15 protein-coding genes are annotated in these 15,054 nt (G+C 68.3%); 8 read left to right on the top strand and 7 right to left on the bottom strand.

Features of this window, described 5'->3' with window-relative positions:
- Positions 1-75: 75 nt before the first annotated feature.
- The 3 genes from AC57B8_RS29795 to AC57B8_RS29785 all read right to left on the bottom strand — a co-directional run bounded on the left by AC57B8_RS29795 (position 76) and on the right by AC57B8_RS29785 (position 3,094).
- Entirely contained in the window at positions 76-1,872 is a 1,797-nt protein-coding gene (locus tag AC57B8_RS29795) for a PhoH family protein (RefSeq protein ID WP_489057414.1), read from the bottom strand.
- A 217-nt stretch (positions 1,873-2,089) separates the two neighbouring features.
- Entirely contained in the window at positions 2,090-2,566 is a 477-nt protein-coding gene (locus AC57B8_RS29790) for a peroxiredoxin (RefSeq protein ID WP_062472998.1), read from the bottom strand.
- A 144-nt stretch (positions 2,567-2,710) separates the two neighbouring features.
- The gene (locus tag AC57B8_RS29785; protein WP_062472996.1) at positions 2,711-3,094 is read right to left on the bottom strand and encodes an Mth938-like domain-containing protein; all 384 of its coding nucleotides are present in this window, start codon (positions 3,092-3,094) and stop codon (positions 2,711-2,713) included.
- Between the two features lie 100 nt (positions 3,095-3,194).
- Between AC57B8_RS29785 and AC57B8_RS29780 the strand changes: the two genes are divergently transcribed.
- Genes AC57B8_RS29780 through AC57B8_RS29750 form a run of 7 tightly spaced genes read left to right on the top strand, consistent with a single transcriptional unit; the run spans position 3,195 to position 10,314 of the window.
- Positions 3,195-4,427 (top strand): pyridoxal phosphate-dependent aminotransferase, encoded by a 1,233-nt coding sequence (locus AC57B8_RS29780; protein WP_095950778.1) that lies wholly within the window; start codon positions 3,195-3,197, stop codon positions 4,425-4,427.
- Positions 4,424-5,461 (top strand): DUF1176 domain-containing protein, encoded by a 1,038-nt coding sequence (locus tag AC57B8_RS29775; protein WP_496481576.1) that lies wholly within the window; start codon positions 4,424-4,426, stop codon positions 5,459-5,461. Before AC57B8_RS29780 ends, AC57B8_RS29775 begins: the two co-directional genes overlap by 4 nt.
- Positions 5,462-5,475: 14 nt before the next feature.
- Positions 5,476-6,798, top strand: coding sequence for a homoserine dehydrogenase (locus tag AC57B8_RS29770; protein ID WP_062472989.1), 1,323 nt, complete (start codon positions 5,476-5,478; stop codon positions 6,796-6,798).
- Positions 6,795-8,210, top strand: a complete 1,416-nt coding sequence (thrC, locus tag AC57B8_RS29765) for a threonine synthase (RefSeq protein WP_492695250.1) — start codon at positions 6,795-6,797, stop codon at positions 8,208-8,210. The genes AC57B8_RS29770 and thrC overlap by 4 nt, the downstream gene beginning before the upstream one ends.
- Before the next feature lie 16 nt (positions 8,211-8,226).
- Positions 8,227-8,772: a molybdopterin-guanine dinucleotide biosynthesis protein B gene (gene mobB / locus AC57B8_RS29760; RefSeq protein ID WP_095744706.1), complete on the top strand. Its 546-nt coding sequence runs from the start codon at positions 8,227-8,229 to the stop codon at positions 8,770-8,772.
- Positions 8,765-10,054, top strand: coding sequence for a molybdopterin molybdotransferase MoeA (locus AC57B8_RS29755; protein WP_496481575.1), 1,290 nt, complete (start codon positions 8,765-8,767; stop codon positions 10,052-10,054). Before mobB ends, AC57B8_RS29755 begins: the two co-directional genes overlap by 8 nt.
- A gap of 8 nt (positions 10,055-10,062) precedes the next feature.
- Entirely contained in the window at positions 10,063-10,314 is a 252-nt protein-coding gene (locus AC57B8_RS29750; RefSeq protein ID WP_496481574.1) for a MoaD/ThiS family protein, read from the top strand.
- Here AC57B8_RS29750 and dapA read toward each other — a convergent pair.
- Positions 10,301-11,200 (bottom strand): 4-hydroxy-tetrahydrodipicolinate synthase, encoded by a 900-nt coding sequence (dapA, locus tag AC57B8_RS29745; protein ID WP_496481573.1) that lies wholly within the window; start codon positions 11,198-11,200, stop codon positions 10,301-10,303. The two genes, AC57B8_RS29750 and dapA, sit on opposite strands and share 14 nt — an antisense overlap.
- A 238-nt stretch (positions 11,201-11,438) precedes the next feature.
- Entirely contained in the window at positions 11,439-12,464 is a 1,026-nt protein-coding gene (locus tag AC57B8_RS29740) for a hypothetical protein (protein WP_496481572.1), read from the bottom strand.
- Positions 12,465-12,500: 36 nt separating this feature from the next.
- On the opposite strand from AC57B8_RS29740, the gene AC57B8_RS29735 reads away from it, so the two are divergent.
- On the top strand, positions 12,501-12,986 hold the full coding sequence (locus AC57B8_RS29735) for a molybdenum cofactor biosynthesis protein MoaE (protein ID WP_447743081.1): 486 nt from the start codon (positions 12,501-12,503) through the stop codon (positions 12,984-12,986).
- 16 nt (positions 12,987-13,002) lie between these two features.
- On the opposite strand, the gene AC57B8_RS29730 is transcribed toward AC57B8_RS29735, so the two are convergent.
- Positions 13,003-13,839: an acid phosphatase gene (locus AC57B8_RS29730; protein WP_496481571.1), complete on the bottom strand. Its 837-nt coding sequence runs from the start codon at positions 13,837-13,839 to the stop codon at positions 13,003-13,005.
- Between the two features lie 105 nt (positions 13,840-13,944).
- Entirely contained in the window at positions 13,945-14,925 is a 981-nt protein-coding gene (locus tag AC57B8_RS29725; protein WP_495264357.1) for a tripartite tricarboxylate transporter substrate-binding protein, read from the bottom strand.
- Positions 14,926-15,054 lie beyond the last annotated feature (129 nt).

Raw genomic sequence — 15,054 nt, 5'->3', positions numbered from 1 at the left:
TGTCATGGCGGGCGAAAAAAAGCCCGCGATGCTCCCGGAGCATGCGCGGGCTTGTGTCGGCCGGTGCCGATGAATCTAGAGCACGTCGCTTGCGAAGTCGGCCAGGCGCGAGCGTTCGCCGCGCGCCAGCGTGATGTGCCCGCCGTGCGGCCAGCCCTTGAACTTGTCAACCGCGAAGGTGAGGCCCGACGAGCCTTCGGTGAGGTAGGGCGTGTCGATCTGCGCGAGGTTGCCCATGCAGATGATCTTCGTGCCGGGGCCGGCGCGGGTGATCAGCGTCTTCATCTGCTTGGGCGTGAGGTTCTGCGCCTCGTCGATGATCACGTACTTGTTCAGGAAGGTCCGGCCGCGCATGAAGTTCATGCTCTTGACCTTGATGCGGCTGCGGATCAGCTCGTTGGTGGCCGCGCGGCCCCACTCGCCCGCGCCGCCGCCGTCGCCCTTGGCCAGGAACTCGAGGTTGTCGTCGAGCGCGCCCATCCAGGGGCCCATCTTTTCTTCCTCGGTGCCGGGCAGGAAACCGATGTCTTCACCCACGCTCACCGTGGCGCGGGTCATGATGATCTCGGTGTAGCGGCGGTCGTCGAGCACCTGCGTGAGGCCGGAGGCCAGCGCCATCAGGGTCTTGCCGGTGCCGGCCGTGCCGGTCAGCGTGACGAAGTCGATCTCGGGGTCCATGAGCAGGTTCATCGCGAAGTTCTGCTCGCGGTTGCGCGTGTTCACGCCCCACACCGCGTTCTTGCCCGAGCTGTAGTCCTTGAGCGTCTTGAGCACTGCGGTCTTGTCGCGGATCTCGGTGACGCGCGCGTACATGCTCGGCTCGCCGGGCGCCTCGAAGAAGACGAACTGGTTGATGTACAGGTTGGGTACCAGCGGACCACTGATCCGGTAGAAGGTGTTGCTGCCGCTCTGCCAGCTTTCGACCGTCTTGCTCTGGCGGGTCCAGAAGTCGGGCGGGAGCGCGAGCGAGCCGGCGTAGAGCAGGTCGCCGTCTTCCAGCGTCTTGTCGTTCTGGTAGTCGTCGGCGGCCAGGCCCAGCGCGCGTGCCTTGACGCGCATGTTGATGTCCTTGGACACCAGCACCACTTCCTGCTTCGGCTTGCCCGGGCGGTCCTTGGCGTACTCGTCGCGCAGCGCGTGCACCACACCCAGGATCTGGTTGTCGGCCTTGCCCTGGGGCAGGCTGATCGGCAGCGAGTAGTCGAGCGGGGCGGTCTGGAAGAAGAGGCGCCCGCCGGCTTCGCGGTGGCCGGTGGTGTCCAGCTTCAGGCCCTTGTCGATGTCGGCGTCCTGCGCGGCGGCCAGCGCGTCGAGCGTGCGGCTGGTCTGGCGGCCGTTGCGTGCGACTTCGGTCGTGCCCTTCTTGTGGCCGTCGAGCTCTTCCAGCACGATCATCGGCAGGAAGATGTCGTGCTCCTCGAAGCGGAACAGGCACATCGGATCGTGCAGCAGCACGTTCGTGTCGAGCACGAACAGCTTGGCCGGACCGGTGGATTTGCGCTTGGGGCGTGCCGGGGGCTGGGGTGCCGCGACGGGCATGGCGGGGGCGGGCGTGGGCACGCGCGTCTCGACCTGCACCATCGCGGGTTGTTGTGGCTGCTGCGGTGCGCTCACCGGTGCCGACGTGGGCGCCGGGGCGGGCGCAGCCTTGGTTTTCGAGCGGCGTGCCGGACGCGCGGCCGGCGCATCGCCGCCGCCTTCCGTGCCGAGGTTGTCGAACAGCTCCAGCGGCTGCGGTCCGCTCTTGGCGGGGGCGTCGTCGCGCGAATCGCCGGAACGGCGCGAGTTTCTGTGCGAGGGACGGGCGGGTGCGTCGATGGCGTCCGGCGAGAGCAATGCGGCGCGTTTCGTGGGGGCGGGAGGCAATGGCATGGGTCAGGTCGCTCGCAAGGAAGAAAGAGGAGGGCCGGAAAACGAAAAAGCCGCCTGTAGACCCAGGCGGCTTCGTTCGGAGGATGCGGTCGTGGAGCTCAACGGCATGAGGCCATTATGCACACCGCAAAAGACGCACCAGAGGCTCTTTGCACACTGCGTGGGGCAATTCCCACGACTTGATGCAAAAGCGCACGCCCGGTGCCTTGCGGCGCGATCAGGCGGCCTTCTTGAGTGCCTTGACGGCCTTGAGGACGTCTTCGACATGGCCCGGAACCTTGAGCCCGCGCCATTCGGCCTTCAGGATGCCGTCGGCGCCGATCAGGAAAGTGCTGCGCTCGATGCCCTTGACCTTCTTGCCGTACATGATCTTGTTCTTGACCACGCCGAACATGTGGCACATTTTTTCTTCGGTGTCGGCAATCAGTTCGAAGGGGAGTTCGAGCTTGGCCTTGAATTCGTCGTGCGACTTCATGTTGTCGCGCGACACGCCGAAGACCGTGGCACCGGCTTTTTCGAAGTCTTTGTAGTGGTCGCGGAACTGCATCGCTTCGGTCGTGCAACCCGGAGTGTTATCTTTCGGGTAAAAATACATGACCATGACGTGGCCGAGGTGCGAGGTGTTCGAAACCTTGATGCCGCCCGTGGCGTTGGCGTCGAATTCAGGAATGGGTTTGTTGACAACGATCGCCATGAAACTTGTTTTCTCCGTTAGATTCCGTTCTCCGAGCCCTCTCAGCCTTTTTCGGGCTTGCTCGATGAACGGAGGATTGGTCGTTGCTAACTTGGGGTAGCTGGCCGGTTCGCAACCCGGTATTTTACCTCGAAAACCCCTCTCTCAGCCACCCGCCGGGCTCTCGACGAGCAGGGCGGCGATGACGTGCCGGCCTTCGCCGGCCAGGATGTTGTAGGTGCGGCAGGCCGCCGGGGTGTCCATGGTCTCCACGCCGGTGCGTTGCGCCATCAGGGGCTGCAGCCAGGCCGGCTGGGGAAATCGGATGCGGTTGCCGCTGCCGAAAATGACCAATTCGGCGCCCAACGAGGCCAATTGCGCGAATTGTTCGGGGCCCAGCTGGTCGAAACGCGTGCAATCCCAGGCAAAGCGTTCGCCACGCGAACCCACGACCACGCTGCCCTCCACCTTTTCGTTGTTGATCGCGACCCAGCCGGGGCCGTGTGCGGTGAGGGTCTGGACGTCGGATTTGTCGGGCTGGAGCTTCATCGGGGCACTGGGAACTGTGGTCAAATTATAGGTTTTCCCTAGTGACACGAGGCCCGCAGGGGCCTTTGACCTTCGAGTAAACCCGCCCGGGAGGGCCCCTTTGAAGCAGCTCAAGAAATCGGCCAAGCTGGCCAACGTCCTCTATGACATCCGCGGCCCCATCATGGACGCCGCCAAGCAGATGGAGGAAGAAGGCCAGAAGATCATCAAGCTCAACATCGGCAACCTCGCCGTGTTCGGCTTCGATGCGCCTGAGGAGATCCAGCAGGACATGATCCGCAACCTGCCGACCTCGGCGGGCTACTCGGACAGCAAGGGCGTTTTCGCGGCGCGCAAGGCCGTGATGCACGAGACCCAGAAGCAGGGCATCGCGGGCGTCACGCTCGACGACATCTACCTGGGCAACGGCGCCAGCGAGTTGATCGCCATGTCCACCAACGCGCTGCTCAACGACGGCGACGAGCTGCTGCTGCCGGCCCCCGACTACCCGCTGTGGACCGCCTCCACGAGCCTGTCGGGCGGCACGCCGGTGCACTACCTGTGCGACGAGGACAACGGCTGGATGCCGAACCTGGCCGACATCCGCGCCAAGATCACGCCCCGCACCAAGGGCATCGTGGTCATCAACCCGAACAACCCGACCGGCGCGCTGTATTCCGACGAGCTGCTCAAGAGCCTCGTCGAGATCGCCCGCGAGCACGGCCTCGTGATCTTCGCCGACGAGGTCTACGACAAGGTGCTGTACGACGGCGTCAAGCACACGGCCATCGCCAGCCTGTCGACCGACGTGCTCACGCTGACCTTCAATTCGTTGTCCAAGAGCTACCGCTCGTGCGGCTACCGTGCCGGCTGGCTCGTGGTGTCGGGCGACAAGCGCAGCGCACGCGACTACATCGAGGGCCTGAACATGCTCTCGAACATGCGCCTGTGCGCCAACGTGCCGGGCCAATGGGCGATCCAGACGGCGCTCGGCGGCTACCAGAGCATCAACGACCTCGTGTGCGAGGGCGGGCGCCTGCGCCGCCAGCGCGACCTGGCCTACGAGCTGATCACCGCCATTCCCGGCGTGAGCTGCGTCAAGCCCAGCGCCGCGCTCTACATGTTTCCCAAGCTCGACCCCGAGGTCTATCCGATCGCGGACGACCGCCAGTTCTTCCTCGAGCTGCTGAAGGAAACCCGTGTGATGCTGGTGCAGGGCACCGGCTTCAACTGGGCCACGCCGGACCACTTCCGCATCGTGTTCCTGCCCCATGAAGACGACTTGCGCGAGGCCATCAACCGCATCGCCAAGTTCCTGGAGCAGTACCGGTTGCGTCGCAAGACGGGACCATGAAATCCGCCTGCGTCGCTGCCGCGCTGTTGCTGGGCGCACTGTCTGTTGGCGCGGCCGGGAAGAATGAGCCCGTTTCGTTCTCGCACAACGACTGGGAGCTGGTCTGCGACAACACGCTGACCTGCCGCGCCGCCGGCTACCAGGCGGACGGCGGGGAGCACCAGCAGGTGTCGATGCTGATCACCCGCGCGGCCGGGCCGAACACGGCCCTCGATATTCAGCTGCAGATCGGCGATGACGGCAGTGCCAAGGGGCCGCTGCGCTTCAAGGTCGGCAAGGCCGCCCTGTCCGGCCTCGACGCGGGAACCGCCAGCTTCGACCAGGGCCAGATCCGCGCCGTGCTGCCCGAGCTGCTCAAGAGCGATGACGCCATCGTCACGGCCAACGGCGGCAAGAAGTGGACGCTGTCGCTCGCCGGCCTCAACGCCGTGCTGCTGAAAATGGACGAAGCGCAAGGCCGCGTCGGCACCCCGGGTGCGCTGGTGCGCAAGGGCGCCAAGCCCGAGTCTTCCGTGCTGCCACCGGTGCCCATGCCCGTCGTCCAGGTGGTCAAGCCGCCGAAGGCGCGGCCTGGCGACGACGCGCTGGCCGCGCGCATCTTTCCGTCGCTCGACCTCAAAGAAGCGCGCGAGCGGTGCAACAACCAGGACCAGGTCAACGCCAGGTCGGTGGAGGTTCACCGCCTGAACGACCGCAAGGTGCTGCTGGCGCTGGGCTGCGGCGTGGGCGCGTACAACTACACCACGCTGCTCTGGACCGCCAACGACAAGCCGCCCTATGCGCCCGTGTCGCTCGAGGCGAGCGGCGAGTTCGACGAAAAAGACGCCAGCGTCACCTCTTCCATGAAGGGCCGCGGCATCGGCGATTGCTGGTCGAGCGAAACCTGGCACTTCAACGGCACGACCTTCGTGCGCACCAGTGCGAACGGCGACGGCATGTGCCGCGGCTTCGCGGGTGGCGCCTGGAGCCTGCCGCGCTACGTCAGCCGCCTCGTGGACGCCGCAGCACCGTCTCTCACCCCATCCAAACCATGAACGCGACCCCTCCCATGAAATCCATCCAAGTAGGCCTGCTCGGCGCAGGCACGGTCGGCAGCGGCACCTTCAAGGTGCTCCAGCGCAACCAGGAAGAAATCAAGCGCCGCGCTGGCCGCGGCATCGAGATCACCATGGTGGCCGACCTCGACACCGCCCGTGCCCGCGAAGTGGCCGGCGAAGGCGTGAAGGTGGTCGCCGATGCGCGCGAAGTCATCGCCAACCCCGACATCGACATCGTCATCGAACTCATCGGCGGCTACGGCATTGCCAAGCAGCTCGTGCTCGAAGCCATCGCGGCCGGCAAGCACGTGGTCACGGCCAACAAGGCACTGCTCGCCGTGCACGGCACCGAAATCTTCGCGGCCGCCCATGCCAAGGGCGTGATGGTGGCCTTCGAGGCCGCGGTGGCCGGCGGCATCCCGATCATCAAGGCGCTGCGCGAAGGCCTCACGGCCAACAGCATCCAGTGGCTGGCCGGCATCATCAACGGCACGACCAACTTCATCCTGTCCGAGATGCGCGACAAGGGCCTGGACTTCGCCACCGTGCTGAAGGAAGCCCAGCGCCTGGGCTACGCCGAAGCCGACCCCACCTTCGACATCGAAGGCGTCGACGCCGCGCACAAGGTCACGCTGATGAGCGCCATCGCCTTCGGCATTCCCGTGCAGTTCGACAAGGCCCACGTCGAAGGCATCACCAAGCTCGCCGCGCAGGACATCAAGTACGCCGAACAGCTCGGCTACCGCATCAAGCTGCTGGGCGTGACCAAGCGCACCGCCCAGGGCATCGAGCTGCGCGTGCACCCGTCGCTCGTGCCCTCCAAGCGCCTGCTGGCGAACGTCGAGGGCGCCATGAATGCCGTGGTCGTGCACGGCGACGCCGTGGGCACCACGCTGTACTACGGCAAGGGCGCCGGCAGCGAGCCGACCGCCAGCGCCGTGATCGCCGACCTCGTCGACATCACCCGCCTGCACACCGCCGACGCCGCGCACCGCGTGCCGCACCTGGCCTTCCACCCCGACGCCATGAGCGACCTGAAGGTGCTGCCGATGGCCGAGGTCGTCACGAGCTACTACCTGCGCCTGCGCGTGGCCGACCAGGCCGGCGTGCTCGCCAAGGTGACGGGCCTGCTGGCCACCGCCGGCATCAGCATCGACGCCGTGCTGCAGCGCGAAGCCGACGAAGTGGGCGGCGAAGGCTCCACGCAGACCGACCTCATCATCCTCACGCACGACGCGCGCGAAGGCACCGTCAACGACGTCATGGCCGAGCTGCAGGCGCTGCCGACCGTGCTCGAGCCCATCGTGCGCATCCGCAAGGAAGAGTTGAAGTGAACTACCTGAGCACCCGCGGTCACGCCGACCGCAAGCGCTTCTGCGAAATCCTCCTCGAAGGCCTGGCGCCCGATGGCGGCCTGTACCTGCCCGAGACGTACCCGCAGGTCGACACCGCCACGCTCGCAAAGTGGCGCACGCTGCCCTACGCCGAGCTGGCCTTCGAAATCCTCTCGCTGTACATCGACGACATTCCTGCGGCCGACCTGAAGGCGATCTGCGCGAAGACCTACACGGCCGAGGTGTTCGGCACCGACGAGATCGTGCCGCTGCGCGAGCTCGAAGATGGCGTGTACCTCGAAGCCCTGTCCAACGGCCCCACGCTGGCCTTCAAGGACATGGCGATGCAGCTCTTGGGCAACCTGTTCGAGTACGAACTGGCCCGTCGCGGCGCCGAGCTCAACATCCTGGGCGCCACCAGTGGCGACACCGGCAGCGCGGCCGAGTACGCCATGCGCGGCAAGAAGGGCGTGCGCGTCTTCATGACCTCGCCCGACGGGCGCATGAGCCCGTTCCAGCAGGCGCAGATGTTCAGCCTGCAGGACGCCAACATCCACAACATCGCCATCACCGGCGTGTTCGACGACTGCCAGGACATCGTCAAGGCCGTGTCGAACGACCTGGGCTTCAAGCGCAAGTACCGCATCGGCACGGTCAACTCGATCAACTGGGCGCGCCTGCTGGCGCAGGTCGTCTACTACTTCGCGGGCTACTTCCAGGCCACGGCGAGCAACGACAAGCCAGTGAGCTTCACGGTGCCCTCGGGCAACTTCGGCAACGTCTGCGCGGGCCATGTGGCACGCATGATGGGCCTGCCGATCCAGACGCTGGTGGTCGCCACCAACGAGAACGACGTGCTCGACGAGTTCTTCCGCACCGGCGTGTACCGCGTGCGCGCAGCGGTCGATACGCACGAAACCTCCAGCCCGTCAATGGACATCAGCAAGGCCAGCAACTTCGAGCGCTTCGTGTTCGACCTCGTCGGCCGCGATGCAGACCGCCTGCGCAAGCTGTTCGTGGACGACCTGGGCCTGACGGGCAGCTTCGACCTGAGCGCCGACCCGGCGTTCAAGCAGGCCGCCGAGCGCTTCGGCTTTCGCAGCGGCCGCAGCACGCACGCCGACCGGCTCGCGATGATCCGCGACACCGAGAAGCGCTTCGCCACGCTGATCGACCCGCACACCGCCGACGGCCTCAAGGCCGCGCGCGAGCAGCTCACGCCCGGCGTGCCGATGGTGGTGCTCGAGACCGCGCTGCCGATCAAGTTCGCGGCCACGGTGGTCGAGGCGCTGGGCGAGGAGCCCGCGCGCCCGAAGAAGTTCGAAGGCATCGAAGCCTTGCCCAAGCGCGTGGTCCAGCTGCCGGCCGATGCCGAGGCCGTCAAGGCCTACATCGCCCAGCACTGCGACTGACCGGGGCGTCCGCGGCATGAAGGTCGTCGGCTTCGCCGGGTATTCCGGCGCAGGCAAGACCACGCTGGTGGAGCGCCTGATTCCCGTGCTCAAGCAGCGCGGGCTGCGCGTGTCGGTGGTCAAGCATGCGCACCATCGCTTCGACATCGACCACGTCGGCAAGGACACCTGGCGCCACCGGCAGGCCGGGGCCTTCGAGGTGGTTGTCGCGTCCGACCAGCGGCTGGCGCTGATGCGCGAGTTCGAGGTGCCGGTCGAGCTCACGGTGCACCAGCTGCTCGCCGAGCTGCACCCGGCGGTCGACTGGGCGCTGGTCGAAGGCTTCCGGCACAGCGACGTGCTCAAGATCGAGGTCTGGCGCCCGAGCGGCGACGGCGAGGCGCCGCGCCCCGCGCTGTACATCGACGACCCCTTTGTCACCGCCATCGCCACCGATGCGCCGGACGGCCTGCCCGAGGCCACGGCGCGTCCGGTGCTCGACCTCAACGACGCCGAGGCCATTGCCACGTGGTTGATCGACAGCGGCGAGCGCTTCGACTACAACCCCGGACACCATGGCTGATTCCTCTCCCGTTCCCTTCGCCGCCTCGTCCTCGCGCCCGCCGCTGATGCCGCTCGATGAAGCGATCGCGGTGCTGCTCGCCAAGGCCCGGCCGCTGCTGCCGGCCGAAAGCGTTGGCACCTTCGATGCCGACGGGCGCGTGCTGGCGCAGGACCTCGTCTCGGGCCTCACCGTGCCGCCGCGCGACAACAGTGCGATGGACGGCTACGCCGTGCGCGCGGCCGATTGCGCCACGCCCGGCACCGAGCTGGCTGTGACGCAGCGCATTCCCGCCGGCACCGTCGGCACGCCGCTCGCGGCCGGCACGGCGGCGCGCATCTTCACGGGGGCGCAGATTCCCGAAGGCGCCGACGCGGTCGTCATGCAGGAAGACACGACCGCCACGCCGCAAGAGGGCGGCCTGGGGGCGGTGCGCATCGCCATCGCGCCCGTGGCCGGCCAGTGGGTGCGCCGCGCAGGCGAAGACGTGGCCTCGGGCGACGTGGTGCTTCAACGCGGCGAACGCCTCACGCCCGCCGCGCTCGGCCTGGCCGCCAGCGTCGGCTTCGACAAGCTGCAGGTCGCGCGCAAGCCGCGCGTGGCCATGCTCTCCACCGGCGACGAGCTGGTGATGCCCGGCGAGGTCGCGCCCGACGCGATGAAGCCCGGCGCGATCTACAACTCGAACCGCTTCTTCATGCGCGCGCTGCTGCACCGCCTGGGCTGCGAGGTGAACGACCTGGGCATCGTGCCCGACAACCGCGAAGCCACCATCGCCGCGCTGCGCGAGGCGGCCGAGGCGAACGACCTCATCATCACCACCGGCGGCGTCTCGGTCGGCGAAGAAGACCACATCCGCGCCGCGCTGCAATCGCTGGGCGAGCTGCAGCTGTGGTCGCTGTCGATGAAGCCCGGCAAGCCCTTCGCCTACGGCTCCATCGCGCGCGGCAACGGGCAGGGCGCCTGCCACGTCACGGGGCTGCCCGGCAACCCGGTGTCGAGCTTCCTGACCTTCCTGATGCTGGTGCGGCCCTTCCTGCTCGCGCTGCAGGGTGCCACGCGCGTGGCGCCCGCGGCCGTGCCGCTGCGCGCCGATTTCGACTGGCCGCGTGCCGACAAGCGCCGCGAGTTCCTGCGCGTGCGGCGCAACGCGGCGGGCGGGCTCGACCTGTTCGCCAACCAGAGTTCGGGCGTGCTCACCTCGATGGTTTGGGGCGACGGCCTGGTCGACAACCCGGCGGGCCGGACCATCCAGGCCGGCGACACCGTGAACTTCATTCCCCTCGCATCGCTGCTCGGCTGAACCACCCCATGAAGGTCCGCATCCGTTATTTCGCCTCCGTGCGCGAGTCGCTGTCCAGCAGCGGTGAAACCGTCGACACAGCCGCCGGCACGCTCGCAGCCCTGCGCGACGAACTCATCGCCCGCGGCGGGGCCTACGCCAGCGCGCTCGCACGCGGCAAGGCCGTGCGCATGGCGCTCGACCAGGCCATGAGCGACGAAGCCGCCGCGCTGCGCGACGACTGCGAAGTCGCGTTCTTCCCGCCCGTCACGGGCGGCTGAGCCGCGCGTCCAGCGCCACGAGGCGCTCGCGCAGGCCGTCCGACGCGCGCGTCATCGGCGAGCGCAGCTCATCACGCAGCTCGCCCGCATGCGCCAGCAGCGCCTTCAGCGGGCCCGGGTTGGGTTCGGCAAACAGCATCTCCAGCAGCGGTTGCAGCGGCTGCCATTCGGCGCGCGCCTCGGCCAGCCGGTTCTCGGCCAGCAGGCGCACCAGCCGCACGAGGCGCTTCGTCTGCACATGGCCGCTGGCCGCGATGGCGCCCACGCCGCCTTCGGCCATGGTGGCGAAGATCTGGTGGTCTTCGCCCGTGAGCACCTGCAGCCGGCCGTCGGCGATCACCGCGCGTGTCTTGGCCATGTCGCCGCCGCAGTCCTTGATGGCGCGGATGCGCGGGTGCTCGGCCAGCGCCAGCATCGTCTCGCGCGCGATGGTCACGCCCGTGCGGTAAGGGATGTCGTAGACCAGCACGGGCACCGTGCTGGCATCGGCGATGGTGTGGAACCACTCGATCACGCCGGCCTGCGACGGGCGGATGTAGTGCGGCGCGGCCACCAGCAGGCCCGCCAGCGGGCGTTCCGAGAGCCTGCGCACCCATGCCGTGGTCTTGCCCAGGTGGTAGCCCGACACGCCCATCACGACCGGCAGGCCACCGGCAGCGGTGAGCACGGTGTCGAGCACGGCGAGCTGTTCGGCCTCGTCGAGCGCGGCGGCTTCGCCGGTGGAGCCGCAGGGCACGAAGCCGGTCACGCCGTCGTCGGCGAGCCGGCGCACGAGCGCCGCCAGGGCGGTGTGGTCGACGGCGCCGTCGCGAAACGGTGTGACGAGGGCGACCCACAGGCCCGAGAAATCGGTCGCGGTGTCGGCGGTTGGTTGTTGATGTGGCACGCAGGCTTCCTTTCAGGAATCGACCGATGGAAAGAACCACCGTCCGATGCGCGCGCAACCCAAGAGGGGCCAAAGCCTTGGCAGGTTCCGTCGCTCATCCGACGACGGAACCTCGGCTCCGGTCAGACGAGCTTTGGTTTTTTGGCTTTGTTGCCCTGGCGCGCGCGTGCCTGGCCTTCGAACGAAGGCGAGAGGCGGGTGGGCGTGCGGCGCGAAGGCATGGGCTGCATTGTCGCGCCTAGGCCGGCGGTGCGGTGGCGCTGCGTTGCAGGCTCACGACACGGCCGCCCTCGGCGGCGCGGGCATTGCCCAGGAACTCGACGGTGACCTGGTTGCCCAGCTGCGCGTCGGTCTTGAGGTCGAGTGCGCCGAACAGCTGGCCGTTGACCCGGAACCAGCGCACCTCCGCCGTGTGCTTGCCCTGCGGCACCTGGGCCGTGAGGATTTCGGTGACCGGCCCGCTCACCGTGTGCAGGTGGGTGAACCGGCGTGCGCGCAGCAGCGGCGGCAGCACGCCGATCGCGAACACCAGCGCACAGATGGCGGCCGCGTACCCCGCCATGAACAGGCCGAAGCCCGGGCGAAAACCGTCGGCCCACGCCGTCCCGATCGCCAGGAACGCGCCGCCCGCCAGCACGACGCCCATGAAGCGGCGGTCCGAGCGCCCGGCGCGCCGACGGTCGCGCGAGGTGGCCGGCCGCTCGGTGCGCGTGGCCTGGCGTGCCATCGGATAACGCGTGCGCAGCAGCAGATGCACGGCGTTGTCGCGCGCCACGCATTCGATCTCGACGGGCGCCTGTGCCAGGTGCCGCACCACCGTCAGTGGTCGGCCCGTGGCGTGGCTGCGAGGCGCGTCCAGGCCCAGCACCGGCACGACGTCGACGTGGAACTGGCCGTCGACCGTGTAGCGCAGCGCACCGCCGGGCAGGGCGGCCACGTGGTCCACGGTGCCGGCCACGGTGAACTTTCTGTTCTTCGCCAGGGCCTCGCGGGTGGCCTGGGCCCGGCGCCGGTCGATCCGCGCCCGATGGGTGAACAGCCACACGCCCAGCAGCAAGGTGCCCAGCGCCGCCGCGTTCATCGCCAGGGCCAGGCCCGCCGGGGCGCCGGGAAGCCGCCCGATCACCACGAAGACGAGGGCGCAACCCGCCAGCAGCACGGCCAGCACCGCCAGGCCGGCGGCCGGGGTGCGCGCGGCAAGATCGACGCGCCGCAGCATCTCGACATCGTCGGGTGTCAGGGGCTGCGACGTGGGAGCCGGCATCGGCGCAGTGTAGGGCGGCAGTGCCACAATTTGGGCATGTCCTCGCTCCCTCGCGTTTCCATCCAGACGGCCGACTTCGACGCCGGTGCCGAGATCGCCGCCCTGCGCGCGGCCGACGCGCGCGTCGGCGCTGTCTGCAGCTTCATCGGCACCGTGCGCGACCGCAACGACGGCAGCACCATCGCCTCGATGGAGCTGGAGCACTACCCCGGCATGACCGAAAAAGCCATCGAGGCCATGATCGACGAGGCCCACAAGCGCTTCGACATCCTGGGTGCGCGCGTGATCCACCGCGTGGGGCTGCTGCAGCCGCTGGACCAGATCATGATGGTGGCGGTGGTGTCCGCCCACCGCGGCCAGAGCTTCCAGGCCTGCGAGTTCCTGATGGACTACCTGAAGACGCAGGCCCCGTTCTGGAAGAAGGAGCAGACGCCCGAAGGCGCCCGCTGGGTCGATGCCCGCGTGACCGACGACGAGGCGCTGGCGCGCTGGGGCATCGCGGCCTCGAACAGCGCCACCTGAGCGGCGCGTTCGAGGCTCAGGGCGCGATCAGTGCCGAGGCCGCCAGTGCCTTGGCTTCCGCACCGCAGTCCTGAGCGGGCACCGCGCCTGCTGCGCGTGCCTTCGCGATCTCTGACCGGGCACCCGCCATCTGCGCCTGGAACACCGGGTTCGTGTGCAGCCTGGCCACCGTCGCCGCGCCGACCAGCCGGCCGTTCTCGATGTCGCTCTGCCAGTGCACGCCGCAGATCGCGCGGCTCTGCGAGAAGGCCCGGCCGCGCTGCAGCAGCGCATCGGCGCGTTCGGGGGCGAGTTCCGTCAGCACCAGCGCCCAGGCCCAGCCCAGGGCTGCGTGGCCCGAGGGGTAGGAGCCGTCCTTGGCCAGAAAGGCTTCTTCGGCGGGCGTGCAGCTGCCGGTCTTGAACGCCACGAAGGGGCGCGTGCGGTTGTAGGTGTTCTTGGCCTTGTAGGTGGCCGAGCCGGCGTCGGCCAGCGTGCGGCGCAGCAGCATGTTCAGGTTCGGCGTGGCCTGCTCGGAAATGGGCATGCCCAGCGCGCACGAGAACACCTCGGCGGCCTTCGGAAACTTGAGGTTGGCGTCCTGCACCGCCAGCGCGCCGCGCGGCGTGCCCTGCAGGGCCGTGAGCGCGCGGAAGGTGGCGCCGTCGGCCGCCAGCGCGGCCGAGCCCTCAGCCGGGGGCGCCGGCAGCAGGGCGAGGCTGTCGGGCAGCTCGGCCGCGGGCAGGTAGCCCTTGAGGTAGCCCGAGCCCGGGCGCAATTCGCCGACGTCGGCAGGAGAAATGGGCGCGGTGCTGCCGCAGGCGCCGAGCAGCAGCGCGGCCGCCAGCGAGGCGGCGAGGGTCGTGAATCGCATGAGGGATGTGTCTCCGGCTTTGTTGTTGGAAGGCGAGGGCCCATCGTAGAGGGGCCCCGCCCGGCCGGAAGATCACCCAGGTGACGGCCGTGTCGGCCGCGCAAGTCAGGGCTTGAAGCCGCTCGCCTGGATGATCTTTTCCCAGGTCTGCGTGTAGGTGCGCACGCGGCCCGCGAACTGGCCTTGGGGCTCGTAGCCGACCGTCAGGCCCATGGTGGTGAGCTTCTGCTTCACGTCGGGCATGGCCAGCACCTTCTGCAGTGCGTCGCCGTACCTGTCGATGACGGCCTGCGGCGTGCCCACCGGCGCGAAGATGCCGTAGTAGGGCAGGTCTTCCAGGTTCGCAAAGCCCAGCTCGGTGAAGGTCGGCACGTTCGGCAGCAGCGCCTGGCGCTTGGCGCCGATGGACGCCACGATGCGCACCTTGCCCGCGCGGTGGTTCTCGATGAAGTCGGGCACCGAGGCGATGCCCGCCGTGATCTGGTTGCCCAGCATGTCGGCCGTCATGGGCGCGCTGCCGCGGTAGGGCGCGGGCTGCACGTCGATCTTGTACTTGTCCGAGATCATCTTCACCAGGAACTCGGGGATCGACGCGGGTGCGGGCACGCCGATGGTCTCCTTGCCGCCCTTTTGCGTGCGGATCCACTTCACGTACTCGTCGATGCTCTTGGCCGGCGTGCCGCCCGACACCGCCAGCACGTTGGCGAAGGTGGCAAAGCCGGCCACGGGCACGAAGTCGGTCGCGGGGTTGAAGCCCGGGTTCTTCACCACCTGCGGCAGGATCGAGATGGAGTGGTCATGCGACAGGAACAGCGTGTGGCCGTCGGCCGGCGCGGCCTTCAGCGCCTGCGCCGCGATCTGGCCGCCCGCGCCCGCACGGTTCTCGACCACCACGGGCACGCCCAGCACGTCCTTGAGCTTTTCGCCCAGGGTGCGGGCGATGGCGTCGGTGCCCGCGCCGGCGGGAAAACCCACCAGGAGGCGCACCGGCGTGCCGCTCTGGGCCTGCGCCAGGCCGGCCATGCCCAGGGCCGCTGCCAAGAGACCCACGCTGAACGCGCGGCGCATCGGTTGGACGCGCTGCATTGAAAAAACCATGATCGACTCCATTCGAAGAAAGAGAGAAATGCCTACGGCAGGACGGTGCGGGGCCCGGTGCAATACCCGTGCCCAGGGTGCAAATCCGATTCGCAACCTTGAATCGTGCCCGAACAG

Source organism: Variovorax sp. BGA-UO-ETr-C22 (assembly GCF_059567965.1).
This window is presented reverse-complemented; position numbering and strand designations above follow the sequence as displayed.